The 21,300-nt window shown below is 72.6% G+C and carries 17 protein-coding genes; 3 read left to right on the top strand and 14 right to left on the bottom strand.

The features are described from left to right. Window positions 1–50: 50 nt before the first annotated feature. From V1457_RS12490 to V1457_RS12465, 6 genes are all read right to left on the bottom strand, one after another. Window positions 51–485: a WhiB family transcriptional regulator gene (locus tag V1457_RS12490; RefSeq protein WP_338603710.1), complete on the bottom strand. Its 435-nt coding sequence runs from the start codon at window positions 483–485 to the stop codon at window positions 51–53. 156 nt (window positions 486–641) lie between these two features. Further along, window positions 642–833: a hypothetical protein gene (locus V1457_RS12485; protein ID WP_200072634.1), complete on the bottom strand. Its 192-nt coding sequence runs from the start codon at window positions 831–833 to the stop codon at window positions 642–644. 159 nt (window positions 834–992) lie between these two features. After that, the gene (locus tag V1457_RS12480; protein WP_338603706.1) at window positions 993–3,077 is read right to left on the bottom strand and encodes an ATP-dependent DNA helicase UvrD2; all 2,085 of its coding nucleotides are present in this window, start codon (window positions 3,075–3,077) and stop codon (window positions 993–995) included. Window positions 3,078–3,206: 129 nt separating this feature from the next. Beyond that, window positions 3,207–4,148 (bottom strand): NAD(+) diphosphatase, encoded by a 942-nt coding sequence (gene nudC / locus V1457_RS12475; protein WP_307850256.1) that lies wholly within the window; start codon window positions 4,146–4,148, stop codon window positions 3,207–3,209. Then, entirely contained in the window at window positions 4,145–5,512 is a 1,368-nt protein-coding gene (locus V1457_RS12470) for a pitrilysin family protein (RefSeq protein ID WP_200072632.1), read from the bottom strand. The genes nudC and V1457_RS12470 overlap by 4 nt, the downstream gene beginning before the upstream one ends. After that, window positions 5,509–6,831, bottom strand: coding sequence for a pitrilysin family protein (locus tag V1457_RS12465; RefSeq protein ID WP_338603700.1), 1,323 nt, complete (start codon window positions 6,829–6,831; stop codon window positions 5,509–5,511). The genes V1457_RS12470 and V1457_RS12465 overlap by 4 nt, the downstream gene beginning before the upstream one ends. A 496-nt stretch (window positions 6,832–7,327) precedes the next feature. On the opposite strand from V1457_RS12465, the gene V1457_RS12460 reads away from it, so the two are divergent. After that, entirely contained in the window at window positions 7,328–8,365 is a 1,038-nt protein-coding gene (locus V1457_RS12460; RefSeq protein WP_338603697.1) for a neutral zinc metallopeptidase, read from the top strand. On the opposite strand, the gene V1457_RS12455 is transcribed toward V1457_RS12460, so the two are convergent. Further along, on the bottom strand, window positions 8,366–8,755 hold the full coding sequence (locus tag V1457_RS12455) for a hypothetical protein (RefSeq protein ID WP_295141062.1): 390 nt from the start codon (window positions 8,753–8,755) through the stop codon (window positions 8,366–8,368). A gap of 94 nt (window positions 8,756–8,849) precedes the next feature. Beyond that, window positions 8,850–9,842: a TrkA family potassium uptake protein gene (locus tag V1457_RS12450; RefSeq protein WP_233628219.1), complete on the bottom strand. Its 993-nt coding sequence runs from the start codon at window positions 9,840–9,842 to the stop codon at window positions 8,850–8,852. 387 nt (window positions 9,843–10,229) lie between these two features. Here V1457_RS12450 and V1457_RS12445 point away from each other — a divergent pair, with 387 nt between their 5' ends. Together V1457_RS12445 and V1457_RS12440 are read left to right on the top strand one after the other, a co-directional pair. After that, complete coding sequence (locus V1457_RS12445; protein WP_200072628.1) at window positions 10,230–10,601, top strand: hypothetical protein; 372 nt, start codon at window positions 10,230–10,232, stop codon at window positions 10,599–10,601. 32 nt (window positions 10,602–10,633) lie between these two features. Beyond that, entirely contained in the window at window positions 10,634–11,161 is a 528-nt protein-coding gene (locus V1457_RS12440; protein ID WP_200072627.1) for a hypothetical protein, read from the top strand. 17 nt (window positions 11,162–11,178) lie between these two features. Here V1457_RS12440 and V1457_RS12435 read toward each other — a convergent pair whose 3' ends face one another. The 6 genes from V1457_RS12435 to V1457_RS12410 form a co-directional block, all read right to left on the bottom strand. Beyond that, window positions 11,179–11,787, bottom strand: coding sequence for a hypothetical protein (locus V1457_RS12435; RefSeq protein WP_338603691.1), 609 nt, complete (start codon window positions 11,785–11,787; stop codon window positions 11,179–11,181). Window positions 11,788–11,962: 175 nt separating this feature from the next. Beyond that, on the bottom strand, window positions 11,963–15,451 hold the full coding sequence (locus V1457_RS12430) for an ATP-dependent DNA helicase (protein ID WP_338603688.1): 3,489 nt from the start codon (window positions 15,449–15,451) through the stop codon (window positions 11,963–11,965). Between the two features lie 449 nt (window positions 15,452–15,900). Next, complete coding sequence (locus tag V1457_RS12425; protein WP_200073334.1) at window positions 15,901–16,251, bottom strand: hypothetical protein; 351 nt, start codon at window positions 16,249–16,251, stop codon at window positions 15,901–15,903. A 77-nt stretch (window positions 16,252–16,328) separates the two neighbouring features. Next, window positions 16,329–16,922, bottom strand: a complete 594-nt coding sequence (locus tag V1457_RS12420) for a TetR/AcrR family transcriptional regulator (protein ID WP_200073333.1) — start codon at window positions 16,920–16,922, stop codon at window positions 16,329–16,331. Continuing rightward, window positions 16,919–17,896, bottom strand: a complete 978-nt coding sequence (locus V1457_RS12415) for an agmatine deiminase family protein (protein ID WP_338603681.1) — start codon at window positions 17,894–17,896, stop codon at window positions 16,919–16,921. Before V1457_RS12415 ends, V1457_RS12420 begins: the two co-directional genes overlap by 4 nt. Window positions 17,897–18,136: 240 nt before the next feature. After that, window positions 18,137–21,283, bottom strand: coding sequence for an ATP-dependent DNA helicase (locus tag V1457_RS12410; RefSeq protein WP_338603678.1), 3,147 nt, complete (start codon window positions 21,281–21,283; stop codon window positions 18,137–18,139). Between the last annotated feature and the right edge of the window lie 17 nt (window positions 21,284–21,300).

Raw genomic sequence — 21,300 nt, 5'->3', positions numbered from 1 at the left:
TTTCGAGTGGGTGATGGCTCGGTGGGATCCGGTGAGTGCGTCGTGGGGGTTCATGCCGCCTGCTCCTGTTCGTCCCGCTGCGCGCCGGAAGTCTCCGGTGCGGCCTGCTGCTGATCTGCGGTCCGGTTCCCGGAGGATTGCTGCGCGGAAACCGATCGCCGCGCCGGCTCGGCGGCGTTCTTGCGGGGGCGGCCGCGGGGTCGCTTGCGCGCGACGACCGCGCCGCGCTCGAAGATCTCCCCGCCCCACACGCCCCAGGGCTCGCCCCGGGACAACGCGCCCTCCAAGCAGGGCTGCTTGATCGGGCAGTCCGCGCACAGCGCCTTGGCCCGCTCCAGCTCCGCGGGGGCCTCGGCGAACCACAGGTCGGGGTCGCGACGGCAGGGCACCTGCTCGGCCTGCCCGCTGGCGTCGAGCAGCGCGCCGATGGCGCCACCGCCTTCGCCGTCCGTCCCGCTGCATATCGGGACGCTCGTGCTGAACATCTTTCCTCCTACCTGCCCGGGCAGTGCGGCTGCCCGCGCGGACGGTGGGGAATTCCCCAGAACATCGGCATTTGCTTCGAGGTGGGTGCGCACAAAAAGGCCGCGGACCCGGCTGGTGCGGGTCCGCGGCCTTCGAAAAAGCCCTGGAGGGCGGTCCTAGATCAGTGGATCGAGGAACGACTCCATGCGAACCGGCACGGAACGGTCGGCAACCGGCAGTGCCACGTCGATCAGACGCGGCAGGGTGCGAACGCGGTCATAGCCGAGCCAGGCCGGAAATTCCTGGAACAGCGCGGTACCCCCGGACATGGGGTGGCCAGGGGTACCGAGCGTCTGCAAGCTCTTCATCACTGCCACCTCCTTCCGGGTCGACGCCGGGTTCCGGACACCTCGGCTGCGCGATATGCAGAGTATGGGGCCCGCGAAGCGGCCCGCAACCGATTTTTCGAAGTTCCGCCGATCGCGGAAAAAATGCTGTTCAGCGCAACCGGAGCGCGCTCGGGCGGATCAGCTTCGGGTGTGCTCGCCCTGCACCAGGGCGAGCACGTCGGCGCCGAACTTGCGGACCTTGGTCGCTCCGATGCCGGAGATCGCCACCAGCGCGGCCTCGTCCGGCGGGCGCTGCTCGGCGATCGCGGTCAGCGTCGCGTCGGTGAACACGACGTAGGCGGGCACGCTCAGCTGCCGGGCGCGTTCGCCGCGCCAGGCGCGCAGCCGCTCCAGCAAGGTCTCGTCCACATCGGACGGGCAGTCCGCGCAGCGGCCGAGCTTGATGTCCATCGTGCTCACCAGCACCGCCGTGCAGCTGCGGCAGCGCGGCTGGGACCGGTTGCGCGGCGCGGCGGCCGCCGCCGAACGGGTCTTCGCGGGCAGCGCCGCCGGATGCCCGTCCGGGACCTGGCCGTACAGGAACCGGCTCCGGCGCCGGTAGCGGCGGCCGTCCGCGGCGCGGGCCAGCGCCCAGGACAGGTGCAGGTGCTCGCGGGCGCGGGTGACGCCGACGTAGAACAGCCGCCGCTCCTCCTCGATCGCGGAGTCGTCCTCGGCGTGCTGGATCGGCAGCGTGCCCTCGACCAGCCCGGCCAGGAACACCGCATCCCACTCCAAGCCCTTCGCTGCGTGCAGCGAGGCGAGCGTGACGCCTTCGACGGTCGGCGGGTGCTGCGACTCCGCGCGGGCCTCCAGCTCGGCGACGTAGCGCGGCAGGCCCGCATCGGGAACCGACGAAGCCAGCTCCTCGGCCAATTCGACCAGCGAGATCAACGATTCCCAGCGCTCGCGGGCCGAACCGCCCGGCGGGGGCTCCTCGGTCAACCCGACCTCGCCGAGCACCGAGCGCACCGCGGCGGGCAGGTCCGCACCAGCGTCGGACCGGTTCTCGGCGGTGCGCAGCGCGACCATCGCCTGGCGCACCTCGTTGCGGGCGAAGAACCGCTCACCGCCGCGGACCTGGTACGGGATCTCGGCGTCGGACAGCGCCTTCTCGTAGACCTCGGACTGCGCGTTGACGCGGAACAGGATGGCGATCTCGGACAGCGCCACGCCGCGGCCCGCCAGCTCGGCGATCCTGCGGGCGAGCGCTTCGGCTTCCGCGGGCTCGTGGTCGTACTCGGCGAACTCCGGTTCCGGGCCGTCCGCGCGCTGGCCGACGAGCCTGAGCCGCGTTCCGGCGGGGCGTTCGCGGGCCGCGCCGATCACGCTGTTCGCCAGCGAGACCACCTGCGGAGTGGAGCGGTAGTCGCGTTCCAGGCGGACCACGGTCGCTTCCGGGAACCGCTTCGGGAAGCCCACCAGCCACTTCGGGGACGCTCCGGCGAAGGAGTAGATCGTCTGGTTCGCGTCACCGACCACGGTCAGGTCGTCGCGCGGACCCAGCCACCCGTCCAGCACGCGCTGCTGCAACGGGTTCACGTCCTGGTACTCGTCCACGACGAACGAGCGGTACCGGGAGCGGAACTCCTCGGCGACGTCCGGGTGCTCCTCCAGGATCGCCGCGGTGTGCAGCAGCAGGTCGTCGAAGTCCAGCATCCGGGCTTCGTTCTTGAGCTGCTCGTAGGCCGCGAAGACCTTGGCCAGCTGGTGCGGCGCGACCGGCACGTCCCGCCCGGCCCGCGCGGCCGCGGTGGCGTAGCCGTCCGGTCCGACCAGGCCCGCCTTGGACCATTCGATCTCACTTGCCAGGTCGCGCACCGACTCCTTCTCGGTGGACAGGCCGACCCGGTTCGCGGCCTGCACGACCAGGCGGAACTTGTTGTCCACCAGCGGCCAAACCTGGGTGTCGTGCACCCGCGGCCAGAAGTAGCGCAACTGCCGGAACGCGGCCGCGTGGAACGTCTGCGCCTGCACTCCTGCGGCGCCGAGCCCGCGCAACCGGGTGCGCATCTCACCTGCGGCGCGGGCGGTGAACGTCACGGCGAGCACCTGCTGCGGCACGACCAGGCCGCGCTGCACCAGGTACGCGATGCGGTGCGTGATCGTGCGGGTCTTGCCGGTGCCCGCGCCCGCCAGCACGCAGACCGGGCCGCGTGGTGCGGTGACCGCTGCCCGCTGCTCCGGATCCAGACCTTCCAGGAGTCGCGGTTGATCGGCCATGCCGGGCATCCTCGCAGAACCGCGCGACCGACCGGCGGCAACCCTCGCGGCGCGTTTCGCGCACCGTTGCTGAGCTGGGAGTTCGCCGCCTTCTCCGTGCTGCGGCCGCTCCGGGACGACTGCGCCCGATCAGTCCGTCCAGAAGGCCCAGCCGCGCAGCATCCGATGCGCGATGGAGACGCTGGGCGGCAGCCGCAGGCCCGGGATGATGCCGTCCTCGGTGTTCATGGCGGCCTGCACGTCCGAGCGGGACACCCAGCGGGCCTCCTCGATCTCGCCGTCCGCGGGCCGTAACGGCTGCGCCGGGTCGGCCACGGCGGAGAACCCGAGCATCAGCGAGCGCGGGAACGGCCACGGCTGGCTGGCCAGGTAGCGCACCCGGTCGGCGTGCACCCCGACCTCCTCGGCCACTTCGCGCTGCACGCAGGCTTCCAGCGACTCGCCGACCTCGACGAACCCGGCGATCACCGAGAACCGCTGCGGCGGCCAGCTCGGCTGGCGCGCCAGCAGCACCTGGTCGGCGCCGTCGTGCACCAGGCAGATCACCGCCGGGTCGGTGCGCGGGTACTCCTCCCGGTCGCAGCCGGAGCAGCGCCGCGCCCAGCCGGCCTTGACCCGGTTCGTCGCCGCGCCGCACACCGCGCAGTAGCGGGAGTGGTCGTGCCAGTTCAGCAGGCCGACGGCGGTGGTGAGCAGGCCCGCATCGGTGTCGTCGAGCAGCGCGCCCGCGACCCGCAGGTCCTTCCAGCCTTCCTGCGCTCCGTCGCGTTCGGTGCGCAGCGCCCAGTAGGTGGTGCCTTGCTGGCTGCCGAGCAGCACCGCGTGCGGGATCGGCTGCTCGCCGAAGGCGGCCGCCTCCTCGAAGACCAGCCCGCCGTCCGGCGTGACCTGGGTGCGGCCCTTGCCGTCGACGAGCAGCACCTTGCCGGAGGCCCACAGCTCGGCGGGCGGGACCTCCCGCAGCAGCTCGGTGCGGTCCACAGTGGAACGGGACAGCAGCGGCGCGGCGTCCAGCTGGAAACCGCCCCCATCGTGGTGCTGCGCGGGGGATTGCGCGCATGCGCCGGTCACGGCAGCACCACCCCGCCCAGTGCGCGCAACTGGTCGCCGATCTTGTTCGCGTCGCCGACGATCACGCCGGTGAACGCGGTCGGCGCGTAGTGCAGCGCCGCCTCGGCGACCTGTTCGGCGGTGACCGCGCGCAACCGGTCCGGATGCGCGGTGAGCCAGCGGTGGTCCAGCCCGGAAGCGGCCAGCGTGGACAACATCGATGCCATCCCGGACTGCGAGGAGGTGGAGGTCAGCAGCCCGCCGATGGCGTACTGCCTGGCCGATTCGACCTCCGAGGTGCTCGGCGGGACCAGCGCGAGCCTGCCCAGCTCGTAGCGGGTCTCCAGCAGCGCGGCCGCGGTGACCTCGCTGGCGGTGTCCGCGTCGACCAGGATCGTGCCCGCACCGCGGGTGAACTCGAAGGAGGAGTGCGCGCCGTAGGTGTAGCCCTTGTCCTCCCGGATGTTCTCCACCAGCCGGGACGAGAAGTAGCCGCCGAAGCACAGGTTCGCGATCTGCAACGCCGGGTAGCGCTCGTCGGTCCGGTGCAGGCCCTGCGCGGACAGCCGCAGCTGCGACTGCACCGCGCCTTCGCGGTGCACCAGCCGCACGTCGCCGCCGCGCAGCTCGGGCAGGTCCGGCAGCTCGCGGGCCCGCGCATCGGAATCCCAGCCGCCGAGGATCCGCGCGACCTCACCGATCACCGAATCCGGGTCGATGTCGCCCGCCAGCACCAGCACCGACCCGCGCGGCAGCACGGCCTGGGCGTGCAGCGCGCGCACGTCCTCCGCGGTGACCTGGGCGACGTCCTCGGCCTCCGGAACTTCGCGGACGAACGGGTGATCGCCGTAGCGGACCCGCTGCAGCTCCTCGCGCGCGATCACGCGCGGTTGCGAGCGGGCCACGGCGATCCGCTCGACCAGGCGGTCGCGTTCACCGGCGACCTCCTGCTCGGTGTAGGCCGCGCCGGTCAGGGCGTCGGCGAGCACGTCCAGCAGCGTGTCCAGCCCGCTGGACAGGGCGCTGCCCGCGAGGCTCAGCCGCTCCGGGTCGACCACCGCGTGCAGCTCACCGCCCACCCGGGCCAGGTCGGTGTCGACCTTGACCCGGTCGCGGGTGGCCGTGCCGGTCAGCAGCGTCTCGGCCAGCACTTCCGCGCGGGCCGGGTGCATCGCGTCGTCCCCGGCGAAGGGGATGCGGAGCCTGGCTTCGACCAGCGGCACCGCACCGTGCCGGACGGCGATCACGCGCAGCCCGTTCGCCAGCTCGGTGTCGACGACCTCCGGCGAACGCAGCGGGCGCGGCTCGGCCAGCGGCGGCAGCGGGCGCGGCCCCGCCTCGGTGCGGCCGATCTCTTCGGCGCTGCGGTGGGTTGCCTGCGTCATGCCGCACCTCCGGCGGAGTTCGAGTCGTTGGCGGGCCGCACCCGCAGCAGCGCGCGGGTGTCCGGGCGCAGCGCCTTCGCGGCGGCGGCGACCTGGTCGGCGCGGACCTCGGCGATGCGCCGCGGCAGCTCGGCGACCAGTTCGGCGCGGCCGTGCACCAGCTCGGCGCTGCCCAGGTCGAGCGTGCGCGACACGACGCGGTCGTTCTCGCGGTGCAGCGAGGCGGCCCAGCGGGCGGTCACCCGGGCGAGCTCGTCCTCGGTCGGACCGTGCTCGGCCAGGTTCTCCAGTTCGCGGTCCACGGCGTCCACCACGCGCTCCTCCTCGACATCCGGGGTGTGGATGGCGGTGAGCGTGAAGGTGTCCGGATCCCGGGCGTCCAGCGGCGCGCCCATCAGCCCGCAGCCCGCGTGCACGTCCACCACCAGCGGCTCCTGGTAGACCATGCGCTGCTGCAGCCGGGCGGCGTCGCCGTCGGTGAGCACCGCGGAGAGCACGATGTTGGCCAGGTACTGGTCGAGCTCGCCGACCGGGTCCGGCAGCCGGTGGCCGAACGCGATCGCGGGCAGCGGCGCGTGCGGGTCGACGTGTTCGCCGACGAGCTCCTCGGTGGGGAACGGCTCGGCGAACGACGGGCGCGGGCGCACCTCGCGGGCCGGGACGTCGCCGAAGTGGCGGTGCACCAGCTCGATCGCGTGCTCGGCGTCGAAGTCCCCCGAGATGGTCAGCACGGCGTTGCCGGGCGCGTAGAAGGTGTCGAAGAACGCCGCGCAGTCGTCGACGGTGGCCTTCTCCAGGTCGGTGAAGTCCCCGTAACCGTTGTGCGCGTTGGCGAACGTGGAGTACAGCACCGGCGGCAGCAGGATCCACGGGAAGCCGCCGTAGGGCCGGTTGAGGACGTTGAGCCGGATCTCCTCCTTGACCACGTCCACCTGGTTGCGCAGGTTCTCCTCGGTGAGCTTCGGCGCGCGCATCCGGTCGGCTTCCAAGAACAGCGCCCGCTCCAGCGCCGCCGCGGGCAGCACCTGGAAGTAGTCGGTGTAGTCCTGATGCGTCGAACCGTTGAACACACCGCCGGAGCCCTGCACGTGCCGGAAGTGCGCGAGCTTCTCCAGGCTCTCGCTGCCCTGGAACATCAGGTGCTCGAACAGGTGCGCGAAGCCGGTGCGGCCCTCCGGTTCGGAGCGGAAGCCCACGTCGTAGTGCACGCTGACGCCGACCACGGGGGCCTGCCCGGAAGCGCCCTGCGCCGAGTCCGGCGCGAGCACCACGCGCAGCCCGTTGGGCAGGGTGAGGCGCTGCAGTTGGGGTTCGACCATGTCCCGCAGCTTACGTCCGCGCGGTCACGGCGCGTCACGCCCCCGTTGCCTCTCCGCTCGTGCTTCGGCCGGCCGCGGCGTTGCGCGCGGTGCGCTCCGGCCGCTGCCGCCCGTGCCCCGGAAGTTCAACGGAACGGCTGGTCAGCGAGTCGCGGGCGGTTCAAGGCCGATAGGCCGCCGCGCCCTTGGGCGGCATCCGCTCGCACCGCCTGATCAAACCCTGATCGAGTGGCGCGGGTGCGTGTCGGCCCGCCCGGCCCCGGAACGGGCGGTCACATCGCCCAGCCGCCCGGGCCCGCGGGACGAGTCGTCGGCCGACCCCTCGCAATCCCGCCGGCTCACAACGGACAGAACGGGACCCAACGCCCGATCCCGCCCGGCCGACGGTCTCGCATCGATCGAGTTCGTGCGATCCCCGATCGGATGGACGCTAAGCTCCCACCCGCGATCAACGAGGTGCGATCGCGCCGCGCGGCCAGTCGTTTGGAGTCCAGCCATGACGCAGCCACCGCCGCAACGACCCGGTGCGCCATCCGGCCGCAGGCAACAGCCGGACCCGCGCTCGGCAGGCGGTAAGCGGCGGTCCGGCAACACGGGGCTGATCGTCGGGCTGGTCATCGTGGGGATCTTCCTGCTCGGCTTCGGCACGGTCGGCGTGGGCGCCATCGCCCTCAACACCGGCACCACCGGCGGCGACCGGCCGGTCACGCACGAGCCGAGCGATCTACCCGCCCCGGCCTCCAGCACCGAACCTTCCGACGAGGAAACGACCTCCAGGCGGCCCGTTCGCCCGCGCCAACCCGATCACGCGTACGCGAGCGCTCCGCGCCCGGTTTCCGCACTGGCCGAGAACCCGATCAACATAGCGGGCAACGGCGCCGTCGACGCGCCTTGCCCGTTGCCGCCGTTCGCCACCGACACCGCAGCGCAGGACGCGTTCTACCAAGCCGCGGCGCCCTGCCTGATGCAGGCGTGGGCGCCCGCGCTGCGCGCGGCGAACCTGCCCGCGCGAACGCCTTCGGTGGTGACCACCGCAACCGACCTGAACACCCCGTGCGGCCACCGCACCTGGGACCAGACGGCGATGTACTGCCCCAGCGACAACACCATCTACATGACTTCGCGCTACTACGCGGAGAAGGAGAACCGCGTCGAAGGCGGCGCCTACCTCGGGCAGTTCGCGCACGAATTCGGGCACGCGATCCAGGCGATGAGCGGGATCAACCCGGCCTACCTCGACGCCTCCAAGGCCGCAGGCGGCAGCAGTCCCGCCGGGCTCGAGCTGACCCGGCGCTCCGAGCTGCAAGCGACCTGCTTCGAGGGAATGGCGCTGGCCGCGCTGCAGAACGGCGGCGTGCGCAACGACCTCGTGCTACCCGCGCTGGCCGATTCCCGGGCGCGCGGCGACGAGTACAACGAGCAGCCCGACCACGGCCGCATCGCCACGAACACCAGGTGGATCGACCGGGGATTCAGCGGCAACGAGGTGACCGCGTGCAACACCTGGGCCGCCGCACCATCCGATGTGGACTGATCAGGCGGGTTCCGGGCGGCGCAGCAGCAACGCGTAACCGCCGCCCGCCACCGCGGCCAGCGTGCCCAGCACCCAGCTGATCCGGGTGCTCGGCCCGCCGTCACCCGTCGCGTCGCCCGCGCGGAACGCGCGATCGCCGCGCTTCGGGACCTGCACCTGGAATTCCTGCCCGCGGTTGTGCCCGCAACCGTCCAGCCGCAGCCGCCGCACTTCCCCGTCCACGCGGACCTCGACGAGATCGCCCTGCGTGGCCCTGCCGCACGGCACCGACTCGACGACCTTGGCCTGCGCGGTGCGCCCGCCGGGCAGGCCGCTTTCCGACAGCCGCCACCAGGAGAAAGCCACCACGCCGAGGCCGAGCAGTCCCAGCACAACCAGGATCAGCCCCACCGATGCCGAACCACCTCGTCGCCCCACGGTGTGATCGTCCCAGAACGCCGGGTGGCGTGTTCGCGCACCGGCCCGCTCACGGTCCGGCCGGGGTTCACGGTTCGGCCGGGGTGACCTTCTTGACGTAGAGCAACCGGTCGCCGTCCTCGATCGCATCGGCTTCCGGAGCGTCCACCCGGTACAGCTCGTCGCCGCGGACAACGCCGAGCACGATGTCCGACAGGTGCCGCGGCGAACCGCCGACCTCCGACGGCTCCACCTCGCGTTCGGCGATCGCCAGCCCCACGTCCGGGGTGAGCAGGTCCTCGAACATCTCCACCACCGACGGCGTGGTGGTCGCCATGCCCAGCAGCCTGCCCGCGGTCTCGCTGGAGACCACCACCGAGTCCGCACCGGACTGCCGCAGCAGGTGCACGTTCTCGGCTTCCCGCACGGCGGCCACGATCTGCGCCTTCGGCGCCAGTTCGCGGGCGGTGAGCGTCACCAGCACCGCGGTGTCGTCGCGCGCGGGCGCGATCACGACCGCGCGCGCCCGCGGCAAGCCCGCCACGCGCAACACGTCCGAGCGGGTTCCCGAACCGTTCACCGTCACCAGGCCCAGCGAGGACGCCGTCTCCAGCGCGGCGTGGTCGGTGTCCACGACCACGATCCGCCCCGGGTCGGCCCCGTCGCCGAGCAGCGCCGTGACCGCGGAGCGGCCCTTCGTCCCGTAGCCGATGACGACCACGTGGTCGCGCACCTTGGACCTCCAACGTTGGATCTTCAGCGCCTGCCGGGAGCGTTCGGTGAGCACTTCGAGGGTGGTGCCGACCAGCACGATCAGGAACAGCACCCGCAGCGGCGTGATGACCAGCACGTTCACCAGCCGCGCCAGCGGGCTGATCGGGGTGATGTCCCCGTAGCCGGTCGTGGACAGCGAAACCGTGGCGTAGTAGACGACGTCGAGCAGGCTCAGCTCGCCGCCCGCGGAGTCCCGGTACCCGTCGCGTCCCAAGTAGACGATCAGCACGGTGGCCGCCAGCGCCAGGATCGCGCCGATGATCCGGCGCACGATGGAACGCCCGGGGCTGACCCGCGCTTCCGGCATCCGGATCACGCCGACGAGGGTGTGGTCCGGGCGGTCGGTGAGCCGGTCGCCGGTCTCCTCGCGCGCCCGCGCGTTGATCAGCGAGGCGGGCGAGATGCGGCCGCGCCCGCTCACCACGCGCCCACCCGGCCTGCGGCCGTCGCAGGTCCGCCTGCGGCCGTCGCGCGTTCGCTCACCACTCCCCCGATTCCGGCTCGTTCGCCGTGGTCGCGTCGGACCCGCAGAACATAACCCGGGCGCACCCGGCCGAACCAACGCCGGTCGGCAACCGCGCCGGAGACCGTTGCGGCGCCCGCGACAACCCGGACGGACCGGGCGAACGGGAGCCGGATCCCGGAAAGCTGCGGGGCATTGTCCGCCGCGGCCGCCCGTGCGAGGCTGCCGGGCATGTCCGCGAAACGTTCGGTCCGCGTGCTCTCCGGAGCCCTCGCCACGATGGGCGCGCTGCACTTCCTGCGCCCGAAGCCGTTCGACGGGATCGTCCCGCGATCGCTGCCGGGTTCCGCCCGCACCTGGACCTACGTGTCCGGGGCGGCCGAGCTGGGCTGCGCGGCCGCCGTGGCGCACCCGCGCACTCGGCGGGCCGGGGCGCTGGTGACCGCCGGGTTGTTCGTCGGCGTGTTCCCGGCCAACCTGCGGATGGCCGCCGACTTCCGCCGGAAACCGTTGCCACTGCGGCTGATCGCCTACGGCAGGCTGCCGCTGCAGATCCCGCTCGTGGCCTGGGCGCTGCGGGTCCGCCGCGAGGCGGGCGAGTAAGCACGGTCACCCGCGAGGTTTACGATCTTCGAGTGCAGGAACTTGAGCACGCCGCAGCAGCACTCGGCTGGCACGGGCAGGTCGTTTCCGACGTGGCAGCGCTCGGGTCCAGATTCGCCGCCGTGACCCGCGTCCGGCCGGACGTGCACCGGTGGCGGTGTGCGCACGGCTGGACCCCGGAGAACGATCCGGCCTGGTTCCGCTCCTGGTCGCAGCCCAACATGCACGATCACCTGCCGGTCGCCGCGATCGACATCGTCGGAATCCTCGTTCCGGTGCGCAAGGCCAAGCACGGGATGCGGGCCTGCGGAACGCTGATGACGCTGGCGCCGTGCAGCGTGGTGCTGCCGCCCCGGCACCCGTACCGCCCGTGGCCGATGACCGAAATGGACTACTACGGCGTCGGAGTCGTGCAGGACAACGGCCCGGAACCGTCCGAGGTGCTGCTGCAGCCGGAGGACCGCTCCGCCGAGTTCGGCGCCCCGTTGTTCGGCCGCTGGTTGCAGGAAGTCCTGTATTCGCTGATGTTGCAGCGCGGCCAGCAGAGCCCGGCGTCCTGACCCGATTCGCGGACGGCTCAGGCGAGGACGTACTCGCGCCAGTTGAGCCCTTCGGGGTTCCAGCTCAGCCCGCGGCCGTTCTTGATCGAGCGCAACGCCTGCACGGTGTGCGGCCAGCGCCGGGCCACGTTCGCCGCGGCCACCGGCGTCATCAGGTCGCTGGTGCGCTGGTGCCTGCCGGGGCCGAGGAAGGCGACGCCATCCGGCGTGGACAGGATGTCGGTGAGCGTGACCTGCCCGGACAGCGCTGACTTCTCCACGCTGATCAGGGAGTCCGGCTGCACGTCCGACGGCCAGCTGCGGCGGTCCAGGTCGGCGGCGACGGGCGTTTCGCAGTTGCCGCAGCGGCACTCGAACTCACCCGCCCAGCCGTGCCTGGTCCAGGACCACACGACCGCGCCGCCGCGGTCCAGGTCGGTCAGCGCCGAGACGTGCGGCCACGCGGCGACGACGGCGCCGAGCACGGTCCGCTGGGTCGGCGGATCGGCGCCGGGGCCGGTGAACGACCAGGTGCCCTCGGCGTCCCGGGCCACCCGCACCAGGGGCGCGCGCAGCGACAGCACATCGGTGTCCACGAGGACTTCCGCTTCCGGCGGCGTATTGAGCTTCCACTGGTTCTGCTCCATCAGGAAGCATGTTGATCCGCCCGAATGGCCCTAGACAAGATCCACCACTCGAAGGTGTGGACATGGGAAAAGATCGCAACGACTTCGGCGTGCCACTGCCCGTCTTGGAACCCGGGGTTCGCTTTTTCAAGCGGTGCAGCCGCTTTCCAGCCCGAGCAGCCGACACCGCGGGGTCTCAGGCGTCGGTGGATGCTCGCGGGACGGACGTGATCAGCTCGCGGAGGCCGTCGGCATCCAGCAGGTCGGCGGGCCGCAGCGTCCGGTCGTGCCGCACGTAGTGGAACGCGGCGCGGACTTCTTCCAGCGGTGCGCCGGAAAGCGACGACCAGGCGAGCCGGTACGCGGCGAGCTGCACGGCCAGCGCGGGCAGCCGGTCGTCGTCCGGCACGCCGCCGGTCTTCCAGTCCAGCACGGTCCAGCCGCCGTCCGGGTCGGCGAACACGGCGTCCATCCGCCCGCGCACGACGACGCCTTCCACCTGGGTCTCGAACGGCACCTCCACCTTGTGCGGGGTGCGTCCGGCCCACGATCCGCTGCGGAACGCGGCCTTGAGCTGTTCGAGGTCGTCCTGCGGAGAGGCCGTTTCGTCGCCCGCGCCGGGAAGTTCGTCCACGTCGATCAGCGCGCTGCTGCCGAACCGGTGCTCCAGCCACTCGTGGAACGCGGTGCCGCGCCGCGCCATCGGGTTCGGCGGCAGCGGCAGCGGGCGGCGCAGCTTGCGGGCGAGGGTTTCCGGGTCGTCGGCGAGTTCGACTAGGCGGCTCACCGACAGGTTGCCGGGTAGCGCCACCTGGTCGCGGCGCCGCGCGGCGGCTTCGCGTTCGGCCAGCAGGACGTCGACGTCGCGCGCCCAGTTGAGCTCGTCTTCCGGGATCTCTTCGCCCGGGATGTCTTCGCCCGGACTGTGTTCGTCCAGGGCTTGCCCGTCCGGGGCTTGCCCGTCCAGGGCTTGCCCGTCCAGGCCCTGTCCGTCCGGGCCCTGTTCGTCCGGGCTGTGTCCGTCGGAGGCTTGTCCGTCCGGGATGCCCGATGCTTCGGGCAGGTCCTCTTCGCGCGGCACTTCTTCCGCGGCCCCGGGTTCCGCGGCAGGCACGCTTTCATCCACAGTGGACTCCGAAGCCGCGGCGGCCATCGCAGCGCGGACCATGTCGGCACCCGCGGACACGGCACTTCGCCGAGCACCCAGCGGATCCGCGGGCCATTCGACCGAACGCACCGTCTCGGCCAGCGGATTCTCCGCGTCCTCCGGCGGTTCGTCGGCCCATTGCGCGAGTTCGCCGACGTCGGACCCGCGCAACACGTGCGCGAGTTCGGTGAAGAAGTCCGACGGTCCCTTCGGCTTCTTCGCGCCTTCGGCCCACCAGTGCGCGGAAAGCAGCAGCACCCGCTCCGAGCGGGTCAACGCCACGTAGAACAGCCGCCGCTCCTCGGTGAGGCGGCGGTCCTCGAACTCGCCGTCGTGCCGCTTGAGCTCGTCGAGGATCTCCTTGCGGTCCATTCCGGACAGACGATCCAGGTTCAGCGCGGGCAGATCCTGCGCGTCACCGCGCAACTGCGACGGCAGCTCGGTCACCGACGTCAGCCACGACGCCGAATGCCTGCGCCCCGGGAAGACCTGGTGCACCAGGTGCGGCACCGCGACGATCTCCCACTCCAGGCCCTTCGCGGCGTGCGTGGTCAACACCTGCACGCGGTCCTCGGCCACCTCGACCTCGCCCGGTTCGAGCCCGTCCTCGGCGCGTTCGGCGGCGGCGAGGTAGTCCAGCAGCGCGGGCAGCGTCGCGGAAGGACTGGCGGTGGCGAATTCGGTGACCACGTCGGCGAACGCGTCCAGGTGGATGCGCCCGGAACCGTCCGGGCGGGCCAGCGCCTCGATGTCCAGCAGCAGGGTGCGCTCCACATCGGCGACCAGCTCCGGCAGCGGCTGTTCGAGGCGGCGGCGCAGCGCCACGAGTTCCTTGCCCAGCCGGCGGATCCGCTCGTAGCCGGCCGCGGAGTAGTTCTCCGGGCCGCCGGGATCGTCCAGCGCGTCCACCAGGCCCGCCTGCTCGGACTGCTCGCCGGGCAGCGCGCCGCTGACGACCTCGGACGGGTCGTCACCTTCGGCCGCCTGCGCGCCCGGTCCGAGGCTGCGCGCCCGGTCCCACAGCGCGGCGATGTCCGCCGCGCCGAGCCGCCAGCGCGAGCCGGTCAGCAGCCGCATCGCCGCGGTGCCCGCCAACGGGTCCACAAGCATCCGCAGCGCGCTCGTCAGATCCCGGACCTCGGGCTCGTCCAGCAGCCCGCCGAGACCGACGACCTCGACGGGCAGTCCGCGCTCGCGCAACGCGGTGGCGAGCCCTGCCATGTCCGAACGGCGGCGCACCAGCACCGCCGCGGTCGGCGGCTCGCCGCTTGCGTCCAGCGCCGCGTGCCACTGCTCGGCGATCCGGTCGGCCACCCACTCGCGCTCGGCCCGCACGTCCTGCACCAGGGCGGCGCGGATGTCGCCGGGGTCGGCGCCGTCGCGGGCGCGCAGCTCGTCGACTTCCAGCCCGGCCTTGCGCAGCGGTTCGGCGGCCGCGTTGGCCAGGCTCAGCACCTCCGGCGGGTTGCGGAAGCTGGTCAGCAGGCCGTAGCGGTGCGCGGGCGCGCCATCGCCGCGCGGGAAATCCGTGCTGAACCGGGGCAGGTTGGCCGCGCTGGCACCGCGCCAGCCGTAGATCGCCTGCGCCGGGTCGCCGACCGCGGTCACCGGCAGCGGATCGCCGACCTGCCCGAACAGCGCCCGCAGCAGAACCCGCTGCGCGTGCCCGGTGTCCTGGTACTCGTCCAGCAGGACCGCGCCGAACCGGGCGCGCTCGCCCGCGGCGACCTCGGGGTGCTCGGCGGCCAGCCGCGCGGCCAGGGACATCTGGTCGGCGAAGTCCATCGCCGCCTCGCGCCTCTTGTGCTGCGCGTAGGAATCCAGCAGCGGCAGCAGCGCGGCCCGCAACCGCTGCGCGGCGACGATCTTGGTGAGGTCCTGCGGCAGCTCGGCCTTCTGCCGCTTCGCCCGCGGGGCGTTCTCGATCAGCGCGCACAGCTTCTCGGCGTGCTCGCGCAGCGCATCGGGGCGGACCAGGTGCTCGGCCAGCTCACCGGCCAGCGCCAGCACATGGCCGGTGACCGTGGAGGGCACCTTCTCGGTGTCCAGGTCCTCGGTCCACGTCGCCACCACCCGGTGCGCGAGCTGCCACGACGCGGTTCCGGTGAGCAGCCGGGCACCGGGTTCCACCGGCACCCGCAGCCCGTGCTCGCCGACCAACCGGCCCGCGTAGGCGTGGTAGGTCAGCACGGTCGGTTCCTCGGCGAGCACCGCGGTGCGCAGCTGCCCGCTCGGGTCGACCTCGTCGAGCAGCCCGGAGCCGGCCAGCCGCCGCAGCCTCGCCCGCACCCGGTCGGCGAGCTGCCTGGCGGCCTTGCGGGTGAAGGTGAGGCCGAGCACGTGCTCCGGCGTGACGATCCGGTTCGCCACCAGCCAAACCACCCGGGCGGCCATCGTCTCGGTCTTGCCCGCGCCCGCGCCCGCGACGACCAGCGCGGGTTCGGCGGGCGCGGCGATCACCGCGGCCTGCTCCGGAGTCGGCGGGTGCAGCCCGAGCCCCTGGGCGATGCGCTGCGGGCTGAGCTGTTCACCGTGCATGCGCCGTGTGTAGCACGCCGCTCCGACGGCACCGATTCACCGGTCAGCACCACTCCCCGACCGAGCAGCGCGGTTCCCCGGCCGACGCGGTTCCCCGGCAGGCAACGCGGTGCAACGCGTTTCTCCGGCCAGCCAACGCGGTTCCTTAGCCGCCCACGCCGTTCCCCGGCCAGCCAACACCGTTAACCGGTCGACCAACGCCGCTCTCCGGCCGACCAACAACGCTCACCCGTCGACCAGCACGACATCCTTCGATCTTCATCTTCTCAGCGGCGAAGCCGCTGACGGGCGACCATGCAAGCAACCGAACCACCGGCGGGTTCTCAGCGGCTTCCTCGCGAGGACAGCGATTTCGCCGCGTATGGGCATACGTCAGAAATCGATCCCGCAGCGAGGAAGCCGCTGAGGTTCCGCTACCCGACCACCTATGCAGACCGAGATCGAAGATCTCAACGGCGCTTCTTGGCGGGGACTGGCTTCAGTTGCCGCTCGCACTCGCAATTGCTGTCGTAGATCGCTTCCGCGGTGATCGTCGGGCCGTCGTTGAGCCCGGTCACGATGGTCTCGCCGCGGCGCGACTCGGTGAGCCAGATCTGGTTCTCGTCGGTGAACGCGACCTCGTCCTCGGTGAGCCCCATGGCCGCGCGCAGCGTGCCCGCCAGCCACGCGGCGACTTCTTCGGGGGAGTGCATCACCTCGTCCGGATCGAGCATCCGCCGCTCCGGCGCGGTCAGCGCGTTCGAGAGCGTGGATCGCTCCACGTATCCGTGGTGGTGCAGGCCGTTCGCGTGCTGCGGCATGTCTCCCCTTTCTTGGCCGAACCCTCCCCAACGTAGCCGCACGCCGCGCCCGCGATCGAGCACCCGGGCCATCCCGGCTACGGACCGGGGCATTCCAGTTCGAGCGCGGCGCTGATGTGCTGGTGCGCCCGGGCGGTGGTGAGCAGCTCGGCGAGCCAGCGGCTGGAGAGCCCTTCGACCAGAACCGTCAGCCGCTCGGCCGCGGGCTCCGGGTCCACTCCGGGATCGACGCTGCCGTCCTGCTGACCTTCCGCGACGAGGCTAACGACCGTGCTCCGCCACGTCCGGCTCGCCGCGTCGACGGCCGCGCGCAGGCTCGGGTCGAACACGGCGGCGGCGCGGAATTCGTTCCACACCGCCGAGTTCGTCCGCACCTGGGCGGTGTCCTGGAACTCGCTGGTGAGCTGGTGCTCGAGCCGGGCGCGGCCGGGCAGGCCGTCCGGTGCCCGGGTGTAGCCGCCCGCGCGCTCGTCGACGAACTCCATGGTCGCGGCGAGCAGGCCCGCCCGGCTGGTGAAGTGGTAGTACAGCAGCGTCGTCGACACTTCCGCTTCGGCCGCGACGGCGTCGACGCGCAGCCCGCGGATGCCGCTGCTCGCGATCACCCGGCAGGTGGCTTCGAGCAGCAGTGCCTGCCGATCGGCGGTGCTGAGCCTGGTTCTGCGGCTCATCGCCGTGGCTGCTGCTGGGTGGCGCAGTGGATACCGCCGCCACCTTCGGCGATGTGATCGATGCGGACTCCTACGACCTCGCGTCCCGGGTACAGCTCCCGGAGGATACCGGCGGCCCGGTCGTCCGCGGCCCGGTCGCCGAAGGCCGGCGCGATCACGGCGCCGCCGGCCACGTAGTAGTTGATGTAGGAGCCGAAGAAGTCCTCGCCGTGCCTGCCGATCGCGCCCGGATCGGGCCGCGGCAGGTCGACGATCTCCGGTTCCCGGCCCGCCGCGTCCGTGGTGCTCGTCAGCACGGCGCGAGCCTGGTGGTACTGCTCCGAGTCCGCTGGCCCGGGCCGGTCGAGCAGCATCGTTCCCGGCGAGGTGCAGCGAACCAGACCGTCCACATGGGAATCGGTGATGTCCGCGCCGCGCACGCCGGGGAACCAGATGACCTTCCGCGCGCCGAACGCGGCCTTGAGGCCGGATTCCAGTTCTGCGCGGGACCGCCCCGGATTCCGGTTGTCGTTGACGATGGAGCTCTCGGTCGCCAGTAACGTGGCATCGCCGTCGACTTCCAGTGCGCCGCCCTCGGTGACCAGCGGAGCCGGGATGCGCGGGATTCCGTAGTGCTCGAGCAGCCGCCGCGCCACCTTCCCGTCCGCGGGGTGGCGCTGCTTGCCGCCCCAGCCGTTGAAGCGCGTGTCCACACCGGCCAATCCCGACTCGGTGCGCACGAACGTCGGACCGGTGTCGCGCAGCCACAGGTCGTCGACCGGAACGGGCAGCACTTCGACGGCGCCGCCGCAGGCACGACGCGCGTCGTCGGCTTCGTCCGGACGCGCGAGCAGCACGACGGGCTCGAAGCGGGCGATGGCGCGTGCCAATCCGGCGATGTCGCCGCGCACGCTCGGCAGGTCACGTCCCCACGGCGCGTACCGCGACGGCCAGCCCATGAAGGTCCGCTCGTGCGGCGTTTCCTCGGCAGGCATCCGGGTTTCCCCGGCAGGCACCCGGCTTTCTTCGGCAGGCACCCGGGTGGTCGCGGACGTTCCGGTGCTCGCAGCACCGGTTCCGGGACCTGCGAACGAAGCGCAGGCGGCCCCAAGCCAGCCCAGTGCGCAGCGACGGCTCAGCATGATCAGCACTCCCTACTTACTGAAAACTCAGTAAGTAAACTTACACGCAGGGCTCACCCGCGGAAAGGAACGCGCGATCGCGCGGCCCGGAGCTCACTGCCCGACCTGGCGCCCCTCGGGATGTACCGGGCAGCTCGGCCGGGCCGGGCAGCGTGGGCAGTCGGAGTTCTCGGTGGCGAGGAACGCAGGGCCGACGCTGGAGGCCGCGGCGTCGTGCACCACGTCCAGCCACACGCGCAAGCGGTCCTCGTCCAGGCCCGGCTGCTCTCGTTCGGTCCATTGCCCGTCCCGGGAGGACTTGGCGACGTAGAGCAGGCGGGCACCGCCCGGCTGCGGCCCGCCACCGGCATCGGGCCGGTCACCGTCGTCCGTGAACGCGCCAGCGTCCGAGAACGCCCCCAGCGCCGCCGCGAGCTGGTAGACCGCCAGCTGCGGGTGCTCCTGCGCCTCGTTGCCGCTGACCGGCGACTTGCTCGTCTTGATGTCCACCACGACGGGCCGCCCGCCCGGGTCCGCCTCCAGCCGGTCGACGCGGCCGCGCAGCCGCAGCTTCGGGCCGCCTTCCCGCCCGGGGACGGTCAGGTCCAGGTCGCGTTCCACGCCCACCTGGGTCAGCTCGTCCCGGGAGGTCGCCAGCCAGCCCAGGAACGCTTCGACCATGCCTTCCACCCGCCGGCGTTCGTGCCGGGAGAACCACGGCGCACCGGCGTCCACGTGCTTCCACGCCTCGTCCAGCGCGCGGCGCAGCTGCTCGCGATCGGCGCCTTCGGCGGCGGTCTGCACCAGGGCGTGCACCAGCGAGCCGGTGATCGAGGCGAGTTCGGCGGCGTCCTCACCGCCGTGGCGCTGCACCATCCAGCGCAGCGGACACTTCGCCAGCACGTCCACTGTGGATGGTGAGACGCGGACGGCTTCGTCCTCGGTGATCAGCGGCTCGGCCGTGGACGTCTCCGGCAGGCCGTACCAGGCGTCCGGGTGCGCGCCGGGCACGCCCGCCGCGGCCAGCCGGGCCAGCTGCGCGGCGGCCCGCTCCCGGCGGCCGGGCTTGGCCTCGCCGTCGCAGACCACGCGGCGCAGCTCCGCGACGAGTTCGGCCAGCACCAATCCCCGCTGCGGGCGCAGCATCGGACGCTGCTCCTGTTCCCCGGTCGCGACGCCCTCGAGCTCGTCGAGGAAGCGGGAGGGCTGCTCGTCCTCCCCGCGCACCGCGCTGACCAGCAGCGAACTCCGCGCGCGGCCTGCGGCCACCAGCAGCAGGCGGCGCTCCTCGGCCAGCAGCGGCGCGGTCGCCGACACCCCGCCGTCCACCCCGGAGGCAACGTCCACCAGCCGCTCGGTGCCCAGCAGTGAACCGCGCAGCCGCAGGTCCGGCCAAACCCCTTCCTGCACCCCGGGAATCGCCACGACTTCCCACTCGCGCCCGCCGGAGGCGTGCGCGGTCAGCACCGCGACCGCGTCCCCGGCCGGGGCGGAGGGCGCCAGCGAGCTGCCCGCGATCTGCTGCCGCCGCAACTCGTCCACGAAGCCGGTGATGTCCGAGCCGGGCAGCCGGTCCGCGTACTCCGCGGCCGCCTCGAACAGCGCCACCACCGCGTCCAGGTCCCGATCCGCCTGCGCGCCCGCGATACCGCCGCGCTCGGACAGCGTCAGCCAGCGCTGCTCCAGGCCGCTGGCCTTCCATACGCGCCACAGCGCCTCTTCGACGCCTTGGTGGGCCACCTCGCGCGCGGTCGCGAGCAGCGCGGCCAGCCGCCGGGCCGGGCGCGCGGCCTCCTCTTCCAGCCCGGCGAGGCGGTCGCCGTCGTGCAGCACCTCCACCAGCAGCTCACCGCTGGAGCGCTGGCCGCTCGCCGCGGTCTCCAGCCTGCGCAGCCCGCGCCGCAACTTCCGCAGCGCCAACGGGTCCACCCCGCCGAGCGAGGACGACAGCAGCGCCTCCGCGGTGTCCGGATCCAGCGACTCCGGCCGCGCCGCGCACCGCAGCAGTGTCAACAGTGGACGGACGGCGGTGCGCTGGCCGAGCGGCACGTCGTCCACCGGCAGCACCAGCGGAACCCCGGCCGCCAGCAGCGCCCGCCGCAGCACCGGCAGCGACTGCCCGGTGGAGCGCACGATCACCGCCATGTCCGACCACGGCACCCCGTCCAGCAGGTGCGCCCGGCGCAACTGGTCGGCCACCCACGCAGCTTCCTGCGCCTGCGAGCCCAGCAGCCGCACCTGCACCGAACCGCTCGAACCCGCGGGGTTCAGCTCGCGCTGCGGACCCGCGCCGGGCAGCCCCGCGGCCAGCCTGCCGACCGCGGTGTGCACGGCCGCGGACATCCGCCTGCCCGCGGTGAGCACTTCGGTGCGGTCCGGCTCGGACTCGGTCAGGCAGCGGGAATCCGCGCCGCGGAAGGAGAAGATGGCCTGATCGGGATCGCCCGCGAGCACGAACTCCCGCGCACCCCCGGCGAGCCTGCTGATCAGCCGGTACTGCTGCGGGTCGAGGTGCTGCCCGTCGTCCACCAGCAGGTGGCGCACCCGGGACTGCTCATCGGCGAGCAGGCCGGAATCCCCGCCGAACGCGCCGAGCGCGCTGTTGACCAGCGCCGCGGCCTCCAGCGCGCCATCGCCGAGGGACACCGTCCGCTCGTACTGCACGCCGAAGCGTCCGGCGGCGACCCACTCAGGGCGGTCGTGCTGCGAGCCGAGCGCGATCAGGCGCTCCGGAGGGATGTCGCGTTCGGAAGCGCGGGTGAGCAGGTCGCGCAGTTCCCCGGCGAAGCCCTCCAGCGGCAGCGCGCCGTGCAACGGCTCCGGCCAGTTCCCGGCGCCGTCCTCGATGTCGCCGTCCAGCAGGTCGCGCACCCAGGCGTCGTACTGCGGGCCGCTGAGCATCCGCGGCGGCGGCTCCTCCGCCCGCAGCGCTTGCGCCCGCAGCACCGCGTAGGCGTAGGAGTGCACCGTGCGCACCAGCGGTTCCTGCGCGGTGCGCAGCCCGGCGCCATCGGTGAGCCGTTCGGTGATCGCCGCGCGCATCCGCGAAGCCGCCGCCCGGCCCGAGGTCAGCACCAGCACGTTCTCCGGCGGCACCGCGCGGTTCCGGATCCGCTCGGCCGCGGCCTCGGCCAGCAACGTGCTCTTCCCGGTCCCCGGTCCGCCGAGAACGCGCAGGAATCCGCCGTCGTTGTCCAGCACCCGGCGCGCGGGCTCGTCCCACTGCGGCGCGCGAGCACCACCGGAGCGCCGGACCAGCATCGGGGCGCTATCCGGGG

This window comes from Saccharopolyspora sp. SCSIO 74807 (assembly GCF_037023755.1).
GTDB classification, from domain to species: Bacteria; Actinomycetota; Actinomycetes; order Mycobacteriales; family Pseudonocardiaceae; genus Saccharopolyspora_C; species Saccharopolyspora_C galaxeae.
This window is presented reverse-complemented; position numbering and strand designations above follow the sequence as displayed.